The organism is Nocardioides sp. (genome assembly GCF_025965415.1).
Classification (GTDB): Bacteria; Actinomycetota; Actinomycetes; order Propionibacteriales; family Nocardioidaceae; genus Nocardioides.
In genome coordinates this window covers 1-22,585 of the sequence record NZ_JAOPWY010000119.1, presented here as the reverse complement: position 1 = coordinate 22,585, position 22,585 = coordinate 1, and the positions used below count along the sequence as shown (strand labels likewise).

At 71.7% G+C, this 22,585-nt stretch carries 13 protein-coding genes; 8 read left to right on the top strand and 5 right to left on the bottom strand.

The window, feature by feature from the left end:
• The first annotated feature begins 86 nt into the window (after nucleotides 1–86).
• Nucleotides 87–839, top strand: coding sequence for a response regulator transcription factor (locus JWN97_RS12560; protein ID WP_297623018.1), 753 nt, complete (start codon nucleotides 87–89; stop codon nucleotides 837–839).
• Between the two features lie 9 nt (nucleotides 840–848).
• On the opposite strand, the gene JWN97_RS12555 is transcribed toward JWN97_RS12560, so the two are convergent.
• From JWN97_RS12555 to JWN97_RS12540, 4 genes are all read right to left on the bottom strand, one after another.
• On the bottom strand, nucleotides 849–3,920 hold the full coding sequence (locus JWN97_RS12555) for an FtsX-like permease family protein (protein WP_297623017.1): 3,072 nt from the start codon (nucleotides 3,918–3,920) through the stop codon (nucleotides 849–851).
• Nucleotides 3,921–3,984: 64 nt separating this feature from the next.
• On the bottom strand, nucleotides 3,985–6,345 hold the full coding sequence (locus JWN97_RS12550; RefSeq protein WP_297623016.1) for a hypothetical protein: 2,361 nt from the start codon (nucleotides 6,343–6,345) through the stop codon (nucleotides 3,985–3,987).
• Between the two features lie 25 nt (nucleotides 6,346–6,370).
• The gene (locus JWN97_RS12545; RefSeq protein ID WP_297623015.1) at nucleotides 6,371–7,045 is read right to left on the bottom strand and encodes an ABC transporter ATP-binding protein; all 675 of its coding nucleotides are present in this window, start codon (nucleotides 7,043–7,045) and stop codon (nucleotides 6,371–6,373) included.
• Complete coding sequence (locus tag JWN97_RS12540) at nucleotides 7,042–7,929, bottom strand: ABC transporter ATP-binding protein (RefSeq protein ID WP_297623014.1); 888 nt, start codon at nucleotides 7,927–7,929, stop codon at nucleotides 7,042–7,044. The genes JWN97_RS12545 and JWN97_RS12540 overlap by 4 nt, the downstream gene beginning before the upstream one ends.
• Before the next feature lie 61 nt (nucleotides 7,930–7,990).
• Between JWN97_RS12540 and JWN97_RS12535 the strand changes: the two genes are divergently transcribed.
• From JWN97_RS12535 to JWN97_RS12505, 7 genes are all read left to right on the top strand, one after another.
• A complete protein-coding gene (locus tag JWN97_RS12535) occupies nucleotides 7,991–8,641 on the top strand; it encodes a response regulator transcription factor (RefSeq protein ID WP_297623006.1) in 651 nt (216 codons plus the stop codon).
• Nucleotides 8,642–8,706: 65 nt separating this feature from the next.
• Nucleotides 8,707–10,209 carry an SDR family NAD(P)-dependent oxidoreductase gene (locus JWN97_RS12530; RefSeq protein ID WP_297623004.1) on the top strand — a complete coding sequence of 501 codons (1,503 nt, stop codon included), beginning with the start codon at nucleotides 8,707–8,709 and terminating at the stop codon, nucleotides 10,207–10,209.
• 26 nt (nucleotides 10,210–10,235) lie between these two features.
• Complete coding sequence (locus JWN97_RS12525; protein WP_297623002.1) at nucleotides 10,236–10,874, top strand: hypothetical protein; 639 nt, start codon at nucleotides 10,236–10,238, stop codon at nucleotides 10,872–10,874.
• Nucleotides 10,875–10,879: 5 nt separating this feature from the next.
• Nucleotides 10,880–11,341, top strand: coding sequence for a GNAT family N-acetyltransferase (locus JWN97_RS12520; protein ID WP_297623000.1), 462 nt, complete (start codon nucleotides 10,880–10,882; stop codon nucleotides 11,339–11,341).
• 9 nt (nucleotides 11,342–11,350) lie between these two features.
• The gene (locus JWN97_RS12515) at nucleotides 11,351–12,115 is read left to right on the top strand and encodes a hypothetical protein (RefSeq protein ID WP_297622998.1); all 765 of its coding nucleotides are present in this window, start codon (nucleotides 11,351–11,353) and stop codon (nucleotides 12,113–12,115) included.
• 162 nt (nucleotides 12,116–12,277) lie between these two features.
• The gene (locus JWN97_RS12510) at nucleotides 12,278–13,750 is read left to right on the top strand and encodes a hypothetical protein (protein ID WP_297622996.1); all 1,473 of its coding nucleotides are present in this window, start codon (nucleotides 12,278–12,280) and stop codon (nucleotides 13,748–13,750) included.
• A 514-nt stretch (nucleotides 13,751–14,264) separates the two neighbouring features.
• The gene (locus JWN97_RS12505) at nucleotides 14,265–22,235 is read left to right on the top strand and encodes a tandem-95 repeat protein (protein ID WP_297622994.1); all 7,971 of its coding nucleotides are present in this window, start codon (nucleotides 14,265–14,267) and stop codon (nucleotides 22,233–22,235) included.
• A gap of 218 nt (nucleotides 22,236–22,453) precedes the next feature.
• Here the strand turns inward: JWN97_RS12505 and JWN97_RS12500 are convergent.
• The coding region (locus JWN97_RS12500) for an integrase core domain-containing protein (protein WP_297623095.1) at nucleotides 22,454–22,585 on the bottom strand (132 nt) is incomplete at its 5' end.

Sequence of the window (22,585 nt, the reverse complement as noted above, 5' to 3'; positions counted from 1 at the left end):
CGGGACGGGCTGGGAAGTGTGCGTACGGCGCGGCGCACCGATCGGCATCGCGACCGCACCAGCCACTGACCTTCCGGGGGGACCGCATGACCAACGACCGCACCGCCGTGGTCGTCGAGGACGACCAGGACGTCGGCGACGTCATCTCGCGGCTGCTGGACAAGGCGGGCTTCGACGTGGTCATCGCGCGCACGGGCTCCGACGCGCTCGACGTGGTCCGCGAGCAGCTGCCCGACCTGGTGACCCTCGACCTGACCCTGCCCGACATCGACGGCGTCGAGGTGTGCCGCCAGATCCGCCTGGTCAGCGACTGCTACATCATCGTCGTCAGCGGTCGCACCGCCGAGGTCGACCGGCTCATCGGCCTCGAGGTCGGCGCCGACGACTACCTGGTCAAGCCGTTCTCGATGCGCGAGCTCCAGGCGCGCGTCGCCGCCCTCTTCCGGCGTCCGCGCAACCAGGACGCCGTCCGTGTCGAAGCGGCCCTGGCGCCCGTTGCCGAGCGTCCGCGTCCCCCGGCCGACACCGATCCGCTGGGCTGCAGCGACCTCACCCTCAAGCCGGAGGCGCGCGAGGTCCTGGTCCTGGGCGAGGAGATCGACCTCACGCGCACGGAGTTCGACCTGCTGGCCCACCTGGTCAGCAACCCCGGCGTCGTGGTGCCCCGCGAGGACCTGCTGCGCGCGGTCTGGGACACCGAGTTCGTCCCCGACAGCACCCACGTCGTCGACGTCCACCTGGCCAACCTGCGCCGCAAGCTCCGCGGTGCCGCCGCGGACAACCAGTGGATCCGCACCATCCGCGGGGTGGGCTTCCGCTTCGACCCCTGCTGCAACTGACCCGACGGGTCAGCGGGCCGACTCCCGCAGCGTCGCTCCGCGCGCGCCGCGCACCGTCATCGAGGCGCTGACCAGCGCGACGGCCCCGAAGACCGCCGCCGCGAGCAGCGCAAGCACCACGAGCCGCACGGGTGAGATCGCAGCCACCAGGGCCGGGGTGGTCGGGTCGTCGGCGTAGCCGAGGGTGATGGTGCGCAGCACCACCCACTGCGCCAGCGAGCCCGCGAGGATGCCGGCCAGCGCCGCGCTGCCGAGCACGACGGCCAGCTCGCGGATCACGGCCACCATGACGGAGGCCTTGGGCACCCCGACCACCCGCAGCGCCGCGGCGTCGCGGCGACGAGCGGGCAGCTGGACGGCCGCGCTGACGAAGAGCCCGGCGAGCGCCATCAGCAGCACCAGCGCGGCGACGACGCCGTACAGCCGCAGCGCGAGGGCGTACGCGCTCTGGTCGAGGACGTGCCGCTCCTGGGCCAGGGTCGTCCCGATCGTGAGTCCGGCCTCGGAGAGCGCCTCGGTGATGGACGCGGGGGCACCCTCGCGCACCAGCACGTGGACGGTCACGAGGTTGTCGTAGACCGGGCGGTCGGTGATGAAGGAGGAGTAGTCGACCAGCAGGCCGGACGGACCGGTGAAGGGCATGCCCTCGATCTCGCCCACCCGGTCGACCGGGATCAGGCCGTAGCCCTCGTCGAGCGTGGTGATCGCCCGGTCCTGCACCCCCGGTCCGGCCAGCGCCGGCCGGGCACGGGTGATGCCACCCGCGGTGATGCGGGCCATGCCGACCGAGTCGCCGGTGTCGACGGTCATGTCGAGCTCGCCGCCGGACTCCTGCAGGTCGACGATGGAGGTGCGTACGGCGGGGTCCGGGGTGGCCGTCCACCCGGCGCCCTCGATGCCGCCGGCGACCGGGGAGCCGTCCATCTCCACGCTCACCAGTCGCAGCGAGCCGGACATCCGGGTGTTGGTGCCGGCCCCGCCACCCAGGGTCATGCCCTCCAGCGGGCAGCCCTCGCGGCAGAACGGGACCCGTGCCGACCGCGTGGACTCGCCCGAGGGGAAGGGACCGAGATAGGCCTTCAACGGCAGGCCGTTGCGGCTGCCGAACCGGACCTCGACGGACAGGTCGCGGTCCATGTCGGCCTGGTTGTCGATCGTGAGCGAGAGCCGCGTGCCGGTGAGCGTGGGGACCACGCCCCCGGGCGCGATGTCGTCGACGACCTGGCCGACGTCGCGGCCCGGGCTCCAGGTCGCGGGCCACGTGGCGATGCGGGCCAGCCGGCTGCTGTCGACGATGGAGAAGTTCGCGCCGGGGTTGGCGGCGCTGGCGGCGGCCATGATCCAGTCACCCTCGGGATCGACCGTGCGGGTGAGGTCGACCGCCTCCGACATTGTGAGGGAGGTGGACCAGGTGGTGTCGGCCGGGGAGGCGGTCGCGGCCACGCTGGTGCGCCACGTCGCCGCGGAGTCGTAGACCCCGGCGCCGAAGACGGCCACCGCGATCGCGGCGGTGATCGGCAGGATCACCAGCGTGCCCTCCTGCCGGCGGGAGATCGCGCGCCAGGAGACGAAGCCGCTGAGGGACCGGCCGCGGGAGCGCCCCGCCCACCAGGTCGCCACGACTGCGGTGAGCCTGGTGGCAGCCAGGCCGGCCACGACCGCGAGCAGCACCGGCAGGACGAGGTCGGTCGCGTCCGGCTCGCCGGGCCCGCCGGCGGAGAGCTTGCTGGCCAGGGTCGCCACGGCGAGCGCGACGAGGGTGAGCTGGGCGATGACCGACCAGCGGCGTGCCGCCACCGGACGTCGTACGCCGCTGAGCTGGGAGGCGAGCGACTCGCGGACCACCAGCCCGACCGCGACGCACGCGACGGCGAAGGCCGCGGCCAGCACGAGCCCCCCGGCGACCCAGCTGGCCCACGGCAGCGGCAGCGGGAGTCCCGGCACCAGCCAGCTGCGGACCAGGACAACCGAGAGTCCGACCCCGAACACCAGGCCGAGGGGGGTGGCGATGAGGAGGACCACCAACGGCTCGGCCAGGCCGAGGCCCCACAGCCGGCGTGCGGTCACGCCGCGCAGCGAGGCCAGAGCGAGCTCGGGCACGCGGAGCTCGCTGGCCGCGTTGAGCAGCCGCATGAGCAGGGCGAGTGCGACGAGGACCAGCGAGAGCACGGCCGGCGCGATCGAGCTGCGCGCGGTCGACTGCTGGAAGCGCACCTCCTCGACCGCGTCGGCGAGCGAGTTGGTGTCGTCGGCGCGGAGCGTGCCGCCCTCCACCTCGAGCTCGGTGTCGCGCGGGACCGCCTTCGCCGAGGTCGCCGCCTCGTCGAGCTGCTCGGGGGTCAGGTCGGGGGGCACGTCGAGCTCGGTGTCCACGCGGACGTCCCAGGCCCCCATCGCCGAGACGGTGTCGTCGGTGGTGATCAACGGGGCCGGCGCGTACGGCTGGTAGCCGCCGCGGATGCTCGTCTGCTCGTTGGTGCTGGTCAGCCGGCCGGGGATCAGCCAACCCTCCCCCGGGCCGGGGGTGACGTACGAGCCGACCACCACGACCTCGTCGAGCGCCGGACGCGGGAGGTCGAGGCCGGCGACGCCCGGGGTCTCGAAGATCGCCAGGGGCAGCGGCTCGCCGATCTCGGCGCCGGTCTTCTCCAGGTCGGCGGCGAGCATGAGGACCTCGCCCTGCCTCTCCGGGCAGCGCCCCTGCACCTCGAGGGTCTCGCAGGCGTCGGCGCGCGACCAGAAGGTGACGACCCCGCGCAGGGCGCTGAAGCGCTCGGACTGCGCGATGGTGACCGGCTCCCGCCAGGGCCCGCTCGTGACCCGGCTCGAGGCGGCGACCGCGTCACGCTCGGCCTGCTCGAGGGACGACCCGTCGTCGGGGGTGAAGACCCGGCTCAGGCCGGTGAGGCCGGGCGCGGTCTCCTGGAGGCGGGTCACGACGTAGGAGTTGGTGACCGCCTCGGAGAACACCGGCCCGAGCACGGCCGAGCCGATCGCGAGCGCGGTAAGCAGCACCGACCCCGCCGACAGCAGCGCGCGGGAGCGCAGGCCGCGCACGATGGCGCCGAGGAGCTGGATCATCTCGGGGTCCCTACGGCGTTGTTCGGGGGAGCGCAGCGGAGGAGAAGAAGGTCGTGGGGTGCGGTCATCGCCCCTCCTCCTCACGCAGCGAGCTCGGACGGGTCGTGGACGCGCGCACGGCGCGGGCCCGCCCGCCGACCACCACGACCGCGACCGCGGCGAGGACCGCCGGGATCGCCAGCGGCCAGGCGTGCGGCGCGGTGTCGAGCGGCAGCCCCGCGACGGGGAGGGTGAGGAGCGGCAGGCCGTCGAGGAGCAGGGTGACCGCCAGCCAGCCGCCGGCCACGACGATGCCGAGCACGAGCACGGTGAGGCTGACCAGCTCGGCGCGACCGGCCCGGCGGGCGGTGCCGAGGGAGACGCCGAGGGCACGCAGCGACGCGACGTCGCGGCGGTAGTCGCGCAGGTGCCTGGCCACGCCGGCGCCCAGCGCGAGCAGCGCGACGAGGGCGCAGGCCAGCGCAGTGAGGGCGTACGCCACGGACTGGGCACCGCCGTGGCGCTCACCGAGGGACTCCCGCACCGTGGCGAGGGTGCGCCACGTCGCGCCGGTGGCGGTGGCGACCTCGTCGAGCATCGCCTGGGGGGTGCCGTCGGCCGCGACGATCTGCACCTCGGCCGAGGGCACCGTCGGCCCGGACCCGGCCGCGGAGGTGCGGATGTCGGAGAGCAGGCCGACGCTGCCGACCAGCGGCATCGTGCGGGCCACGCCGATGACGTCGGTCGGCAGGTCGTCACCGCCCAGGTCGAGGGCCAGCGGCTCCTCCTCGTCGGCGACGAGCACCGGCACGCGGGGTCCGCCGTCCTCGAGCTCGAGGGCCAGGGCGACCGACGGGAGCATCGCGACCTGCAGGCCGTCCGGGCGGTTGACCACGAGGGCGTTGGGCGGGCGGTAGTTGCGGAAGAAGTTGCTGTTGAGCGCCGACTCGACCGAGACGGGGTCGGGCACCCAGGGCCGCTGGAGCAGGTCGGTGTCGCCCAGCGCGAGGCTGTCGAAGAGCACCACGAAGTCACTGCCGTCGATGACGCCGCGGCTGTCGCGGCCCACGTCGAGGCCGGTGATCGTGCAGCCTTCGGCACACGCCCGCACCCGGACCGAGCGGGTGACCGGGGAGCCGTCCTGCGGGATCGGCGTCCGCAGCGTGACCGCGCCCGAGGCGTTGGTCGTGGTCACGAAGCCGAGGGTCAGCTCGACCCGGCCGCCCCCGACCTCGACGTCCTCACCGTCGGGGCCGCGGAAGGTGCGCGCTGGCGGCACCTCCAGTCCTGAGACCGTGACGGTGAGCCTGTCGCCGGCCGCCTGGAAGGGTGCGATGTCGCTGCGCAGCCGGTCGATCGCGTCGGAGGCCGCGCGCGCCGGCGTGTCGTCGTAGAAGCTGCCGACCACCGCGTCCCAGCGGTCGGCGTCGACGTACGCCCGGCGCTCGGGCAGGCGCGACTCGTTGCGCACGATGGCGGTGGCGATGAGGTGCTCCCCCTGGGGGTCCACCTCCTCGGTCAGGTCGACGGCACCCACTGCACCGAGGTCGGTGGCGTCGACGGTGCGCGCACCAGGGACCTCGACCGCTGCCTGCTCGCGGGTCCATCCGCTGACGCTGACGGCGCCGCTCAGGGCGAGGGCGCCGACGACCGCGGCGGCGACGACGAGGCGGATGGGGGTGACCAGGTCGTCGGCTCGAGCGAGGCGGCGCGCGGCCAGGAAGGCGCCCATGCCGCGCTTCTCGGTGACCGGGGTGAGGCCGCGGGCCGCGATCCGGATGACCCAGATCGCCGCCTGGCCCAGCGCGAGACCCACGAGCGCGGGCCCGAGCAGGACGACCAGGTCAGGCTCGCCGTCGGCGTCGCGGCTGCGGTAGGCGGCGACGCCGGCACCGACGAACACCAGGACGCTCAGGAACACGGCGAGCGTCGTCGCCCGGCGCGGACGGCGGCGCGTGGACACCTGGACGGCGAGCGGCTCGCGGAGGGCGGCCGCGGCGGACAGCCCGACGATCAGCAGCGCCGCACCGGCGATGGCTGCCGCGGCGAGGAGGGCCGGCCGCTCGAGGGCGGGGGCGGCACCACCCAGCCAGGCCCGGGTGGCCAGCACGGTGCCGGCGGCTCCGACGGCCAGCCCGACCACGGTGCCCAGGACGATCGCGAGGAGCGGCTCGACCAGCAGGAAGCGCCACAGCCGCAGGCCGTGGATGCCGCGCAGACGGGCGAGGCCGATCTCCTCGCGACGGGCCACGGCCAGCTCGGCGCCGATGCTGGGCACGGCCACGCCCCCCAGCAGCAGCAGCGGTGCGGTCAGCCAGCGCGACGTGTCGGCGGCCTCGGCGAACTGGAGCACGGTCACGGCGCCGCCGACGACGACGACGGTCATCAGCACCAGCGTCGTCAGGGCACCCCGACGACTCCAGGCGCCCCGCAGGACACGGCTCAACGACCCGCCCTCTTCGCTCGCGCGCTCACCGGACGACCCGGCCCTCGTCGAGCGCGACGTGGAGGTCGCAGGCCTCGACGACGGCAGGGTCGTGGGTGGCCACGACGACGATGGCGCCGCGGGCCGCCTCCTCCCGCAGCTCGGCGAGCACGACGCCGCGGTTGCCCTCGTCGAGCTCGGACGTGGGCTCGTCGGCCAGCAGGACGTCGGCGCCGACGACGAAGCCGCGGGCGCACGCGACGCGCTGCATCTGGCCGCCCGAGAGCTCCTCCACCTGGCGCTCGCCGAGGTCGGCGATGCCGAAGCGGGCCAGCGCGGCCTCGGCGGCCTCGTCCGCGTCGGCGGGCGCCGTGCCGCGGGCGCGCAGCGCGATCGAGACGTTCTCGCGGGCCGAGAGGATGGGCACGAGGCCGTAGACCTGCAGGACGAACGCGACCTCCGGCAACGGGTCGCCGCTGCCGGTCCACATCTCGCGCCCGTCGAGCTCGGCGGTGCCGGAGGTCGCCTGGAGCAGGCCGCCGGCGATGGAGAGCAGGGTGGTCTTGCCCGAGCCGCTGGGGCCCGACAGCGCGGTCACCTTGCCGGCCGGGAAGGTGACGCTGACGTCGTCGAGGAGCGTGCGCCCGGCGACGTACGTGATCGAGTCGAGGGCCAGACCGCCGATCGAGTCCCGCCCGCTGAATCCACCGAGGCCGCTCATGGCTGGTTTCCTTCGCTGCTGGCGCGGGACACGATGATGCGGCCCTGCTCGTCGTCCTCGAAGCGCACGAGGGTGCCGGGCGGCCACTCGGCGGCGATGTGGCCGGGGAGGTGGAGGACGCCGTCCTCGCCCACGACGGCGTACTCCGAGCCGCCGTGGCCCTCCGCGCCGACGCGACCGCCCTTCATGGTCACCGTGCGGGGGAACGTCGCGGCCACCTCGGGCTGGTGGGTGACCACGACGATCGTCGTGCCGAAGTCGTCGCCGAGGGAGTGGATCAGGTGCAGCACGTGGTCGCGGTCGGCGTGGCTGAGCTGGCTGGTGGGCTCGTCGGCGAGGAGCAGCCGCGGCGAGGTCGAGACGGCGCACGCGAGGGCCAGGCGCTGGCGCTGGCCGCCCGACATCGTGGAGACCACCTGGTCGGCCTGGTCGGCCAGCCCCACCCGGTCGAGGAGCTCGGTGTCGGCCAACGCCTCCTCGCGCTCGCCGCCGGAGAGCGAGAGGCGGGCGAAGGCGATGTTCTGCCGGGCGGTGGCGTAGGGCAGCAGGTTGCGCGTGGCGCCCTGGAGCATGGTCGAGACCTGGCGCGAGCGGATGCGGGCGAGGTAGCGCTCGCCCATCCGGGAGACCTCCTCCTCGCCCAGGAAGATCTTGCCGGCGCTGGGCCGCTGGATGCCGCCGAGCAGGGCCAGGAGCGTCGACTTGCCCGAGCCGCTCGGGCCCAGGAACGCGACCCGCTCACCCGGCCGGATGGTCAGGTCGACCCCGCGCAGGGCCACGACGTCGTGCCCGCCGAAGGTCTTGTAGAGGTGCACCACACCCTCGCAGCGGATGCCGAGACCGCCCGTACGGGTCTCCTCGACCGCAGTCGCGCTCTCCCGCACGTCCCCCCCTTTTGATGAAACAACGGGCTTCAAGATACATAAACTGCCGTACGTTGAGCGCATGGTCATTCGCGTAGCGCTCGTCAACGACGACGAGGTGGTCGTCCGCGGCCTCGACGCGATGATGCGCAGCTACAGCCACCGGGTCGAGGTGGTCGAGCTGGTGGCCGGCAGACCCGTCGGCCAGCCGGTCGACGTGGCGCTCTACGACACCTTCGGGATGGGTCAGGGCAACGGTCCCGCCGTGCAGCGCCTGGTCGACAGCCCGCAGGTCCGCAGCGTCGCCGTCTACACCTGGAACTTCCAGCCCTGGCTGACCCGCGACACCCTCAGCACCGGCGTGCGCGGCTACCTCTCCAAGAGCCTGCCGGCCGCGCGCCTGGTCGACGCGCTGCACGCCATCGCCGCCGGTCAGCTGGTCGTGTCGCCCTCGCGTGGGCGCTCGTCGCTCGTCGGCGGCGACTGGCCCGGGCGGGAGGAGGGCCTCACCGCCCGCGAGGCCGAGGTGCTCTCGCTCATCACGATGGGCCTCAGCAACCAGGAGATCGCCGAGCGCACGCTCCTGTCGCTCAACTCGATCAAGTCCTACATCCGCTCGGCCTACCGCAAGATCGACGTCGACTCCCGCTCCAAGGCGGTGCTCTGGGGCGTCGAGCACGGCATGCGCGCCGACCGGGTGCGGATCAACGGGTCGCCGGCCCGCGAGGGCTGAGGGCTCGCTCGCTGTTGCTTTCCACGGATACCCGGGGATCGCACCACCAGCCGTACCCTTCTCCGGTGACCGAGCAGCACCACCCCGGGATCGACCCCGACGACCTGGCGACGACGCTGCGGGTGCTGCAGTCGCTCCACCAGGTGCCCGACGACCACCCCGACCACGTCACGGTCAAGCGCGCGGCGTCGCACATGTACAAGTCGATCAAGGCCGAGCGCAAGCTCCGCAAGCGAGCCGAGGAGCTGGCGCACGACCGCGCGATCATCGAGAGGACCGCGACCGGGTCGCCGATGCGCATCGACGACGAGACCGCGGGCATCCCGCTGGTGTCGCAGACCGTCGGCGCCTTCGCCGGCGAGCTCCTCGTCGCCCGCGGCTGCTACATCTGCAAGACCGACTTCACCCTCGTCGACGCGTTCTACCACTGGCTGTGCCCCTCCTGCGCGGCGATGAGCCACGCCAAGCGCGACCAGCGCACCGACCTCACCGGCAAGCGCGCGCTGCTCACCGGCGGCCGCGCCAAGATCGGGATGTACATCGCGCTGCGGCTCCTGCGCGACGGAGCGCACACCACGATCACGACGCGTTTCCCCAAGGACGCGGTGCGCCGCTTCTCCTCGCTCCCCGACGCCGCCGACTGGATCGACCGGCTCAAGATCGTCGGCATCGACCTGCGCGACCCGACGCAGGTCATCTCGCTCGCCGACGACGTCTCGGCGAGCGGTCCGCTGGACATCCTGATCAACAACGCCTGCCAGACCGTACGACGCACGCCGGGCGCCTACGCCCCGCTGGTCGACGCCGAGCAGCAGCCGCTCCCGACCGGGATCGACCTGCCCGAGCTGGTGACCTTCGACCGGATCTCCGAGGCCCACCCGGCGGCGATCGCCGGCGCGCTCACCGACACCGCCGTCGCCCACCACGAGGGGGAGTCCGACGAGCAGGCCCTGGCCGCGCACAACGCCGCGACCCTCACCGCCCTCGCGCTCAAGGCCGGGCACGCCTCGCTCGACGCGCACCTCGCGGGCACCGCGGTCGACGCCGGCGGGCTCCTGCCGGACATGCAGACCAACAACTCGTGGACCCAGACGGTCAGCGAGGTCGACCCGCTCGAGCTCCTCGAGGTGCAGCTGTGCAACTCGATCGCGCCGTTCCTGCTGGTCTCCCGCTTGCGTCCGGCACTCTCCGCGGCGGCGTCGGCAGCACCCTCGGGACGGGCGTACGTCGTCAACGTCTCGGCGATGGAGGGGCAGTTCTCCCGGCGCTACAAGGGTGCGGGCCACCCGCACACCAACATGGCCAAGGCCGCGCTCAACATGATGACCCGCACGTCGTCGGGCGAGATGTTCGAGACCGACAAGATCCTGATGACCGCGGTCGACACCGGCTGGATCACCGACGAGCGCCCCCACCAGGAGAAGCTGCGCATCGCGGCCGAGGGGTGGCACGCGCCGCTCGACCTCGTCGACGGCGCGGCGCGGGTCTACGACCCGATCGTGCTCGGCGAGGCCGGCACCGACCTGTTCGGCTGCTTCGTCAAGGACTACCAGCCCTCCCCCTGGTGACCGCGGCACCTGAGAGACTCCGGGCCATGAGCAGCCTCGAGACCGCCGACGAGTTCCACGCGCGCGTCGCCGCCGCGACCGACGGCGAGGGGCGACTGCCCGTCGCGATCGAGCTCATGCCGGGCTGGGACGTCTTCCCCTTCGAGCTCCACGGCCTGCGGATCAAGCCGCTCGAGCCCCTGGTCGACGCCGAACCGCCCCGCCGCGGGGACGACCCGGCCGACTGCCCCTGCCAGCAGCCGCCGACGCCCGAGCAGGAGGCGCAGGTCGTCTGGAGCAACGAGCGGTGGAGGGTCAAGGCGCTCGACATGAGGCTGCCGGTCACGCTCATCCTCCAGCCGCGCGACCACCACGACCTCGCCGACCTGCCCGACGACCTGGCCTCGGAGATGGGGCGGCTGATGGTCGCGATCACCGCCGCGATCGAGTCCCTCCCGAGCGTCGGGCGGTGCCACGTGGGTCGCTACGGCGACGGGAGCGCGCACCTGCACCCCTTCTTCTTCGGCCGGCCCGCCCGCATGCCGCAGCTGCGCGGCTCGACGCTCCTCGACTGGGAGGAGAACCTCCCCGAGGTCCCCCAGGACGTACGCCGTGCCAACGCCGCGCACGTCGCGCACCAGCTGGTCGAGCGGCTCGGCGGCGACGGCCCCGCGTGGGAGGCCTGAGCCGGGTGGACGTCACCATCCGACCCGCGACCGAGGCGGACGTCGACTTCCTGACGACCGTGGTCATCGAGGCGACGCTCGACCAGGGGCGGCTGCCGGACGACTTCGACGAGGTCGACTACCGCGCCGGCTTCGGCGCCTGGACTGCCGAGCAGGTCAACGGCGACGGGAGCGGCTCGTCGATCTCGGTCGTCCGGGTCGACGGCCGGGACGCGGGCCGGCTGCGCGTCGTACGCCGTGACGGCCTCGTGGAGATCGCCGGGCTCCAGCTGCTGCCGGAGCACCAGTCGCAGGGGGTCGGGCGCACCGTCGTGGATCTCGTGGTCGCGGAGGCGCGCGCCGACCGCCTCCCGATCGAGCTCGGCGTGGAGAAGGACAACCGTCGGGCCCGGACCTTCTGGGAGCGGTGCGGCTTCGTCTATGTCGGCGAGGACGAGACGGAGCACCGGCTGCGCCTGGCGACATAGGCTCTCGTCATGGAGCTGGTCCTGCTGGTGGTGGTCCTGGCCGTGATGGGCGCCGTCGCGGTCGTCCTGGCACGTCGCGGCAAGGAGCGGGAGCTCCGGCGGCGCGAGGACGAGCTCGCACCGGTGAAGAAGCTGGCCTTCGAGGACATCACCGCATTCGGTGTCGACCTCCAGGAGCTCGACTACGAGATGAGCGGTCACGACCTGGACGCCGGCGCGAACGCCGACTACCAGCGTGCGCTCGACGCCTACGAGTCGGCCAAGACCGCCGGCGACTCCATCACCGAGCCGGAGGACATCCGGCACATCACCTCGATCGTCGAGGACGGTCGCTACGCCATCGCATGCGTGCGTGCCCGGGTCGAGGGGCGGCCGCTCCCCACCCGGAGGCCGCCGTGCTTCTTCGACCCGCGCCACGGGCCCTCCGTCGCCGACGTCCCCTTCGTCCCGCCGGACGGTGTCGAGCGAGACGTGCCCGCGTGCGCGCTCGACGTCGAGCGCGTCAACGCGGGCGCCGAACCGGACGTCCGCAAGGTCATGGTCGGCGCGCAGCGGGTCCCCTACTGGCAGGGCGGCCGCGCCTACGAGCCGTACGCCGCAGGCTACTTCGGTGCCTTCGGACCCATGACGTGGATGTTCATGGGCGGGATGATGTTCGGCGATCTCGGTGGCGGCTATGACGGTGGCGGTGACGGAGGCGGTGGTGATGGCGGATCTGACGGTGGATTCGACGGTGGCGGGTTCGACGGCGGCGGGTTCGACGGCGGGTTCTGAGCCCTGATGGTCATCGCCGAGCTCCCCGGATGAGGGGGCGCCCCGCGTCCGTCTCGGCTCGCCGGTTGAGCAGGTCGCGCAGCGACCGTGTCGAAACCAAGTCTCTCCACAGCCTGTGCCAACCGGTAGTCACTGTCAGTAACCCAAGCTATAATCGAACACATGATCGATGACCTGCCAGACCTCGACGCAGCCGGGCTCCTCGCCCGAGCGTCGGACGCCGTGCAGGCCCGCCGACGGGCGGAGATCCACGACCTCGAGGTCCTCGCGCAGTGGGCTGCGGTCCACTCGAGCGACCCGACCGAAGGACCCGAGGGAGCCGTGGCCCGACGCCTCGGCAACGTGGTGGTCCAGGTCGGCGGCGACGGCACCCCGGGCGTGCAGGACTTCTGTCTCGGCGAGATCGCCTTGGCTCGCGGCACCGGTGTGATGGCGTCGCGCCACGCACTCGCCGACGTGCTCGACCTGCAGCACCGGCTGCCGCTGACCTGGGCGGTGTGCCGGCGCGGGGAGTGCGAGGTGTGGGTCGCGCGCCGCGTCGCCAAGCTCTCGCGCCACCTGGACGCGGACAAGGTCGCCCTGGTCGACTCCGCGATGTCGCGGATGATCGCCACCGAGTCCGCCGGACGCGTCCTGGAGGTCGCCGAGGCGAAGGTCATCGAGGCCGACCCGGCCCTCCACGAGGAGAAGTGCGAGGCCGAGCGCCGCAGCCGGTTCGCCCGCCTCGGCCGCACCGACGAGTTCGGCCTGAGGATGCTCATCGCCCGCCTCGACGCCGGCGACGCGGTCGCCGTCGAGGCGACTGTCTGCCGGGTCGCGGAGATCATCGCCCCACGCCACCCCGAGGCCACCCCCGACGAGCTCCGCGCCCTGGCCTTTGCCTGGCTCGCGCGTCCTGCCGAGCTCTTCACCCTTCTCCTCGAGCACACCGAGCCCGAAGCGGGGGCTGACCCGGAGCTCGACCTCGACGTCACCGAGCAGGAGTCTGAGCCGGAGCCGACGTCCGTGTCACGCGCGCTGGCCTTCCCCGCCCACCTCCTCGACGCGCTGCGCGACATCGACCTGACCCCCCTGGGCCCCAGGGGAATCCTGCACGTCCACCTTCACGAGGCAGCCCTCCACGGCACCGAAGGCGTCGCCCGCGTCGAAGGCTTCGGGCCGGTCCCCCTCACCCGGCTCACCGAGCTGCTCGCACGAGTCGACCTCAAGATCCAACCCGTCAAGGACCTCTCCGACCGCGTCCGCTACACCGCCTACGAACACCCCGAGTCACTCCGCGACCAGGTCCACCTCATCACCGGCGGCGACTACTGGCCCTACGCCACCTCCACCAGCCGCACGGTCGACCTCGACCACCCCACTCCCTTCGACCACGGCACCGGCACGTGCGCCGGTCGAGAACCCCCGCCGGACCAGACCGGCTCCCACAACTCCGGCCCCCTCGGCCGACGACACCATCGCTGGAAGACCCACGCGGGCTACCAGTCACGCCAGTGCGGCGAAGGACGCTACGTCTGGCTCACCCCCCATGGGCTCGCCTTCCTCGTCGACCACACAGGCACCCGCCGCATCCACCCCGAGAAGGCGCGGATGATCCTCGAAGCCCCAGCCGGGGTGGACATCTACCCCAGCTAGAAGCTCGCCGACCACCAGTCCTAGTACGCCGCGATCATTCGCGGCGAAAGCTGCGCTCACCCGGCGCACCTGCGAGGCCCCTCCAAGGACGGCCCTGACGGACGACAACTTCACTTTTCCAGTCGAGTCTTTCCGTTCCGAAGCGCCCCGGACGCGCACGACCTACTGTCGTGACGTGCTCTCTCCGCGCTCAAGGCGCAGGCTCCTCTCGGTCGTCACCCCCCTCGTGATTCTCTCGACCGCTCTCGTCACCGGGCTCACGCCAGCAGTGGCGACGGCGGCGGAACCAGCAGCGCCGGGGGTGACAGCCACAGCCACGGCACAACACGCTCCGCGCCAGCTCACTCGAGCCCAGGCCACGAAGCGGGCACTCAAGGCGTTGAGCGTCAAGGAGAGCACAGACGCGGTGCGCGTCTTCGCGCTGAAGAGGTCCGGCAGGCCCGGGGTCCGGATCACCCAGGCCGGCCGGCCGGGGGGTGTGCGGTCTGCGCGGACCACCTTCAAGGCTCCGCTGGTGGTGCGCCTGACGACGCGGTCCTACCTCTTCTACGCCGACGACGCCCCGTACACCCTCCACCAGCACCGCGGCCGGGTCGTGGTCGTCCCCCGAGACGGCAGCGCGCTGACCGTCCGGAAGACCACCTTCGCCCCGGTCGTGAACGGCGCCGTGCCGCGCTTCCTGCGCGGCCCGGCCCGCTACCTGTCGAGGCCGACGGTCTTCGCTCGCGACTGGTCGGCCGATACCAGTGCTATCAGTACACACCGGCCCGCGGAACGTGCTGTGCCTGCCGCCGAGCTTGCCGTCGCACAGGCCCTGGCCGAGCAGCGCACCTGCATCGTTCGCGCCGGAAGCACCGATGTCGACTACGCCGGGACCAACCGCACCGCGTCGGCCGTGGGCTCGTTCTTCGACGACCTGGCCGGCAGTGCGCCCCGCCTCGTCAACGTCAAGTGGTCGCCCCGCACATCGCCGCTGAGGCCGTTCGTCGACACTCTGATCACCGACCGTGCCTGCCGTTCAGTCCTCATCGTGGCCGCCGGTGGCGGCTACGCGACCGGCGCACCGGCCGTCAACGTCGGCACGTCGATCACGGGCGGGCGAGACGCTCGCGTGAGCGTCAGCGACCTCCCGGCGGCCGACCTGTCTGCGCTCGCCGCCGACCACCCGGACCTCGGTATCAGCCTGGTGCTCGACGCCCCCTACACCGGCCGGTTCACCGGGCGCCTGACCAAGGGCGCCAACATCGATGCTGTGCTCACGCCGGGCGGCCACTCCAACCCCACGTTCGGCTACCTCCCCGGCGTGCGGTCGAACGGTGCCTTTGTGCGCAACTCCGCGAACCCCGAGCAGCTCCAGGAGCACACCAACCGGGTCCTGACCGGTCTGCGCCAGTTCACGGCCTCCGGCACCGAGCTCGGCCACTACCAGGCCGTGCTCGGCAAGGGCAACGCCCGCTCGCTCGTCGCGTGGATGCTGGTCCGGGCCTGGACCCTGGGGTCCGGAGCAGCCCTGGTCGACCGGATCACCGAGGCGCCCGCCCCGCTCGTCTACAGCCCGGTCGCTGTCACTGCGCCGGTCGCTGTCACCGCGCCGGAGAACCACGCACCGACGGCCGACGACACGTCGCTGTCCGTCAACGAGGACGGGTCAGCCACTGTCACGTTCTCCGGGGCAGACCCGGACGGCGGCCCGATCACGTTCGAAGTGGTCAGCCAGCCCCAGCACGGAGCCCTGACCGCGTCGGCTGGTGGCGTCCGATACGACCCGGCGGCCAACTTCAACGGCGCCGACTCGTTCACCTACCGCGCGATCGATGCCGGCGGTTCTGCGTCGGCACCCGCGACGGTGGCGATTGCTGTCGCGTCGGCCAATGACGGCCCGACCGGCGGGCCGTTCGACACCAGCGTCCACGAGGACGACCCGGGCACCCCGGTGGCGGCACCCGGCCTGCTGGCCGGTGCGAGCGACATCGACGGTGACCCCCTGACCGCAACACCCGGCGCCGGCACCGGCACCGCGGGAGGTCACTTCGAGATCCGTGCCGACGGCAGCTTCGACTACGACCCCGACGGCGCCTTCGAGGACCTGGTCCTGGGCGCGGAACGCATCGACACGTTCGAGGTGGCGGTCAAGGACCCCTCCGGTTCGCACACCGCCGTGACCATCCGGGTGCGCGTCATCGGCGACAACGAAGCTCCGGTCGTCGACCTGGGCACGACGAGCGCCGACTACACCGAGGACGACGCGGACGAGCTCCTCGCGCCGTCGCTCACCCTTACCGACGCCGACAACGCCGACGTTGCCAGCGCCACTGTGGTGATCACCAGCGGCGAGGACACCGACGTGCTGACCTGGACGATCCCGCTCGACAGCGGCATCACTGCGGCGTACGACGACACCACCCAGACCCTCAGCGCAACGGGCGTGGCGTCGAGAGTGGACTACCGCGACCTGCTCCGCTCGGTGGCGTTCCACTCCGGCTCCGACACGCCGGACACGTCGGCGCGGACGGTGACCTTCTCGGTCACCGACACTGCTGGAGACGACGGCGACGACATCCTGACCCTCTCGGTGACCTCCAGCGACGACCTCTCCACGGCCCTCGCCGACTCCGAGACCGTGGCCGAGGACTCCGGTGACACGGTGATCGACGTGCTCGCCAACGACATCGACCCCGACGGCAACGGCCCCGTCGTCGCGTCTGTAGGCCAGCCCTCCGCAGGCGAGGGCGGCGTGACGTTCGCCGACGGCGACGTGTCGTACACGCCTGCCTCGAACTTCAACGGCAGCACCTCCTTCACCTACACGCTCATCGGCGGGTCGACCGCGACCGTCACCGTCATCGTGACTGCCGTGAACGACGCCCCGACACTGGCTGGCGGCACCGGTTCCGCCGCTTTCACCGAGGGCGACGCCACGGGTGTGGTCGTGCACGGCGCGGTCACCGTCTCCGACGCCGACGACGCCGACCTCACCGGCGCGACCGTCTCCATCGGCATCGGCTTCGACGCCACCGACGACCGCCTCACCTTCACCGACACGGCCGCCATCACCGGCACCTACAACGCCACGACCGGTGTGCTCACCCTGGCCGGCACCGATACGAAGGCCGCCTACCAGACGGCTCTGCGCTCGGTCCGCTACACGAACATCGACACGGGCGACCCCAGCTCGACCACCCGCGCCGTCCGCCTGCAGGTCACCGACGGCTCGTCGGCGAACGCGACCAGCAACACCGTCACCAGCAATGTCACCGTCGCCCCGGTCAACGACCGGCCCACCATCACTGCCGGCTCGACCAACGCCTCCTTCACCGAGGGGGGCTCCCCGGTCGTCGTCGACGACACCGTCACCGTCTCCGACGTCGACGACGCGAACATCGCCGGCGCGACCGTCCAGATCACCGGCGGATACGACTCGACCGACGACGTCCTCTCCTTCGTCGACACCGCCAACATCGCCGGCACCTACGACACCAGCACGGGCACGCTGACCCTGACCGGAACCGACACCAACGCTGGCTACCAGGCCGCCCTGCGGTCGGTGACCTACAGGAACACCGACACAGATGCCCCGTCGACGGCGACCCGCACCGTCACCTTCACGGTGACCGACGGCGCTCTCACCAGCACCGGGGCGACCTCGACGGTCGCCGTGGACGCGGTCAACTCGGCGCCCACCCTGAGCCAGTCGTCCAGCACCGCGGCGTACACCGAGGACGGGGTTCCTGCGGCCGTGGCCACGGACCTCGACGCGTCCGACCCTGACTCCACCAACCTCGCTGTCGCGCTCGTGACGCTCACGGCCAACCGCGAGAGCACCGACCGGCTCGGCTACACGACGGTCGAAGGGATCACAGGGAGCTACGACGACACCACCGGGGTCCTTGTCCTCGAGGGAGACGCCACCGTGGAGCAGTACCAGGTCGCGCTGCGTTCGATCACCTTCAGGAGCGTGAGCGACACCCCGTCCGAAGCGACCCGGACGCTGACGATCACCGCGACCGATGCTGGGGGCGCGGACAGCAACACGCTCACCCGCACCGTCACCGTGGCCACGGCGAACGACGCACCCGTCCTCGCGGCTGGCGCCCAGGCGAATGAGACGTTCACCGAGGGCGACGCCTCACCGGTGATCGTCGACGCCGCGATCGCGGTCACGGACCCGGACAGCGCACACCTGCAAGGCGCCACGGTCTCGCTCACGACCAACTTCGTCGACGGGGAGGACGAGCTGGTCTACCCAGGCGCGTTGCACGGGGTGACCGGCAGCTACAACGCCACCACCGGCGTGCTCACGTTCACCGGCGCCGCGACCTCAGCGGAGTACCAGGACGTCCTGCGCAGCGTGCGCTACCGCGACCCCAACACCAGCACCGCGACCGGCAACACCCGCACGATCGAGTTCCAGGTTCGCGACGCCGGAGGCGCCGACAGCAATGTGACCTCGAAGGGTGTCGTCGTCGTCAGTCTCAACGATGCGCCAGTCCTGGACGGAGGCGGCAACACCGTCGCCTACACCGAGGACGACGGGCCCACCGTGGTCAACAGCGGTGTCACGGTGTCCGACGACACCGACATCGACCGTGCGACGGTCACCATCACGAGCGGCCTCGACCCCACCGAGGACGAGCTCGTGTTCGTCGGCACCGCGTCGATCAACGGCTCGTACAACCGGGCGACCGGCACCCTGACCCTGAGCGGCACTGATTCGAAGGAGGCCTACCAGGCCGCGTTGCGCACCGTGAGGTACGTCAACACCGACCACGTCGCACCGTCCTCGGCCAGCCGGACCGTCCGATTCGTCGTCAACGACGGCGAGAAGGACAGCAACACGGTCACCACGACCGTGACCATCGCGCAGAACCCGGACGCACCGACGCTGACGGCAGGCACCGCGAACACGGACACGTTCACCGAGGGCGGCAGCGCCGTGGTCGTCGACGACGCCATTGCGGTCGCCGACGTGGACAGCGTGAATCTCGCCGGCGCGCTCGTCCTGATCTCGGTCGGGTCGGTCGCGGGAGACCAGCTCCACTTCACCGACCAGTTCGGGATCAGCGGCACCTGGAGCGCCGGGTCGCGGACGCTGGCCCTGACGGGCACGACGACCGTCGCCAACTACCAGGCTGCGCTCCGGACGATCACCTTCTCGTCAGCCAGTGACGATCCCGGCACGTCGCGCACGATCAGCTTCGTCGTCTCCGACGGCGCCGGCCCGAGCAACGACGTCACCCACGGCGTCACCGTCACACCGGTCAGCGACCCGCCCGTCCTCACCGGCGGCGGTGTGCTCTCCTACACCGAGGGCGACAGTGCGACGGCGATCTCCCCGGCGCTCGCTCTCACCGACGCTGACAGCGCCGACATCACCGGCGCGACGGTCACCATCACCGACAACTTCTCGGTAGGTCAGGACCGGCTCTCGTTCACCGACGCGGCGCCGATCTCGGGCTCCTACAACAGCGCCACTGGCGTGCTGACGCTCAGCGGCACCGGCACGGTGACGCAGTACCAGGCCGCGTTCCGTGCCGTGAAGTACGACAACACCTCCGACAACCCGTCGACGTCCGCACGCACGTTGGCCTACACGGCGACCGACGGATCGCTCTCCGGCACGACAACGGCGACAGTTGCCGTCACCCGGGTCAACGACGCCCCCGTCGCCGACGACGATTCCTTCACCGGGAACGACTCTGCAATCGGCAACACGTCGTTCGTCGGCAACGACGCGACCGACGGCGCACCCGACCCGACCGGACCGCAGAAGACCATCAGCGCGAGCATCCTTGCCGGTGACACTGACGCGGAGGGCGACACGGTGTCCGCCGTGCCGGGCACGTTCGCCTCCAACGACGGCGGCTCGGTCACCGTCCAGGCCGACGGCGACTTCACCTTCACCCCGGCAGCGGGCACGAGCTGCAGCGACGCCAATGACTTCTTCGACTACACGGTCACCGACGACGCCAGCCCGACGCCGGCCACCGACACCGGGCGCGTGACGATCGCGATCACCGACTGTGTCTGGTACGTGCGGAACACCGCCTCCGCCGGCGGTGACGGCAGCTCGGCGACGCCGTACGACACGCTCGCCGAGGCGGACACCGCAGCGACCACCACCGGCGCCTACGTCTTCGTCTACCAGGGCGACGGCACGACAGCCGGCCTGACCGGCGGCATCTCCCTGCTGTCCGGCCAGCGCCTCGTCGGTGCGGCCGAGGACCTCACGGTGGCCGGCACCACGCTGGAGTCCGGAGCCGACGCCGACCGGCCGGCCATCTCCGGCAGCGTCACGCTCGCCGCAGGCAACACGGTCGAGGGGCTGGCGATCACCGTCTCGGCCGCCAACGCGATCAACGGCGGCACCGGCGACGCGTCTGGCACCCTGGACGACCTCGTCCTCACGCCCAGCGGCGTGGCCGCCGGCATCTCGCTCAACGGCACCGGCGGCACGTGGAACATCTCGAACACGACCATCGCGGCCACGTCGGGCGCCCAGGGCATCTTCGTCAGCAGCGCCGGTACGGTGAACTTCACGTCCGCCGGCACCATCTCGGTCACCGCGGCCGGCCCGGCGTTCTCGGCGCTGAGCACCGCCGTCTCGGGCGCGATCGACACGACCACGTCCACCGGCGGCTCGTACGGCTGGGCGCTGAACGCCGTCACCGGCTCCATCGACCTGGGCACCGGCACCATCTCCGGCCACACCAGCACCGAGCTGTCCGTCACGGCGGGCACCGGCGATGTGACGTACGCCGGCACGGTCGGCAACGGGACCGGCACGTCGGCGGTCATCCAGAACCGCACGACCGGGGCCGTCACGCTCAGCGGCGACATCACCGACACCAACGACGCCGGCGGCGGGATCACGATGAGCGGCAACAGCGGCGGCTCGACCACCCTCAGCGGCACGAGCAAGGTGATCGGCGTGAGCGCCGGGAGCGGCGTGTCCGCGACGTTCACCGGCAACCACACCCTCAGCATCACCGGCGGCGGCCTGGCCATCGCGGCCACAGGCACCGCCGGCGGCCTCACCCTGTCGGGCAGCACCGGCACCGTCGTGGTCTCGGGCAGCGCCAACACCATCGACACGGCCGCCGGCACGGCGCTGTCCCTCAACGGCCCGGATATCGGGGCGGCCGGCGTCACCTTCCAGCGGATCTCGTCCAACGGGGCCGCCAGCGGCATCCTGCTGGCCGACACCGGCACCGCCGGCGGTCTCACCGTCACTGGTACGGGTGCCTCGAACACCGGTGGCATCATCAACGCCTCCACCGACGCGGGCGTCAGCCTGACGAACACGAAGGGCGTCGTCCTCACCTCGCTCGCCGTGCGGAACGGTGGCAACGACGGCATCCGCGGTGCCGGGCTGACCGGGCTCACCACCACCGACATGTCGGTCACCGGCAACGGCAATGCCGGCGGTGAGGACGGGCTCGAGCTCACCGAGCTGTCCGGCGTGGTCACGATGACCGCCGCCACCGTCACCGGTAACTACGAGGACAACCTCTCGATCGCCAACGACGCCGCGACCATCTCGTCGCTGACGATCGACGGCGGCACCTTCGCCAACACCAGCAGCGCGGGCGGCGACGACGGCATCCGGATCGAGAACAACGGGACCGGAGCCACCACCGGCACGATCCAGAACGCTGACTTCACCAACAACCGGGGCGACCACATCCAGATCGCCACCGACAACTCCACCACCACCCAGCAGAGCATCCAGATCAGGAACAACACCCTGACCAGCACCCCGGGCAGTAGCACGGTCCTTGGCGGCGGCATCTCTCTCGTCGCGGGCGGCAACGCCACTCAGGCAGTAACGGTCGACAACAACGACGTCGACTACGCCCGAGGCGCCGCCATGTCGTTCAACACCTCGACCGGCAGCACCCCGACGACGCACTGGACCGTCAACAACAACCGGATCGGTGACGCGGGCGTCGTCAACTCAGGCTCGGCTGCCAACAGCGGCTTGTACATCAACATCATCGGGAATGGCACCGCGAACTTCGCGATCACCAACAACACGATCATGCAGACCGACTTCACCGCTGTCGACGCCGTACAGAACAGCGGCAGCGCGGCGATGAACGTGACCATGAAGGGCAACCAGCTCCTCGAACCCGGCACGGGCATCGACTACGCGTACGGCGTCCGGTTCGTGGTCGGCAGCGACGATGGTGACAACGGGGTGTCCTGCTTCGACCTCGGCGACCCGTCCACCACCGCGCTCAAGAACCGATTCTTCGGCTCCGGCAACAGCGCCCAGGGCTACCAAGACGTGCGCTTGCGGATGGCCGGCGACGCCGACCTGAAGCTGGTCGGCTACTCGGGCGGCGCCCACGACAACGCCGCGGTCAACTCGTGGGTCCAGACCCGCAACGACATTGGTGGTACGCCGACGGTGAGTAGCTCGCAGTTCGACGCGGACTCGAACTACCTCACCGCCGTTGGCTGCCCGCTCCCGTCCGTGCCGTGACCTCGTGATCCAGGTCAGCCGATCGACCGGGTCTGGGTGGCGATCGGCCCGCCCACTCTGGCGTGTTGTTGTGGCACCGCCCGTGTAGTCGGTAGCGACGTCGCTTGGTTCCACCACTGATGCCGGCGGTGCGCCATTCACCGCGAATACCGCCCCATTGCGATGCACGCGACACGGGCCTGAGCGACTTCAACTACGTCGACAAGCGGCGGAATGGGCTAGGTGTACTGATCGGTGAGGTTGGTCAACCTGGTGATGGGTGCTGACCTGCCGAGTGCGGTGTGGGGCCGGTGGTGGTTGTACTCGTGGAGCCATGCTGGCAGAGCCGCTCGGCGGGCGGATTCGGAGTT

Excerpts from the sequence above, each read along its gene's own strand:
- JWN97_RS12560 (WP_297623018.1), top strand. The coding sequence starts at position 87 with ATGACCAACGACCGCACCGCCGTGGTCGTCGAGGACGACCAGGACGTC.
- JWN97_RS12555 (WP_297623017.1), bottom strand. The coding sequence starts at position 3,920 with ATGATCCAGCTCCTCGGCGCCATCGTGCGCGGCCTGCGCTCCCGCGCG.
- JWN97_RS12545 (WP_297623015.1), bottom strand. The coding sequence starts at position 7,045 with ATGAGCGGCCTCGGTGGATTCAGCGGGCGGGACTCGATCGGCGGTCTG.
- JWN97_RS12535 (WP_297623006.1), top strand. The coding sequence starts at position 7,991 with ATGGTCATTCGCGTAGCGCTCGTCAACGACGACGAGGTGGTCGTCCGC.
- JWN97_RS12525 (WP_297623002.1), top strand. The coding sequence starts at position 10,236 with ATGAGCAGCCTCGAGACCGCCGACGAGTTCCACGCGCGCGTCGCCGCC.
- JWN97_RS12515 (WP_297622998.1), top strand. The coding sequence starts at position 11,351 with ATGGAGCTGGTCCTGCTGGTGGTGGTCCTGGCCGTGATGGGCGCCGTC.
- JWN97_RS12510 (WP_297622996.1), top strand. The coding sequence starts at position 12,278 with ATGATCGATGACCTGCCAGACCTCGACGCAGCCGGGCTCCTCGCCCGA.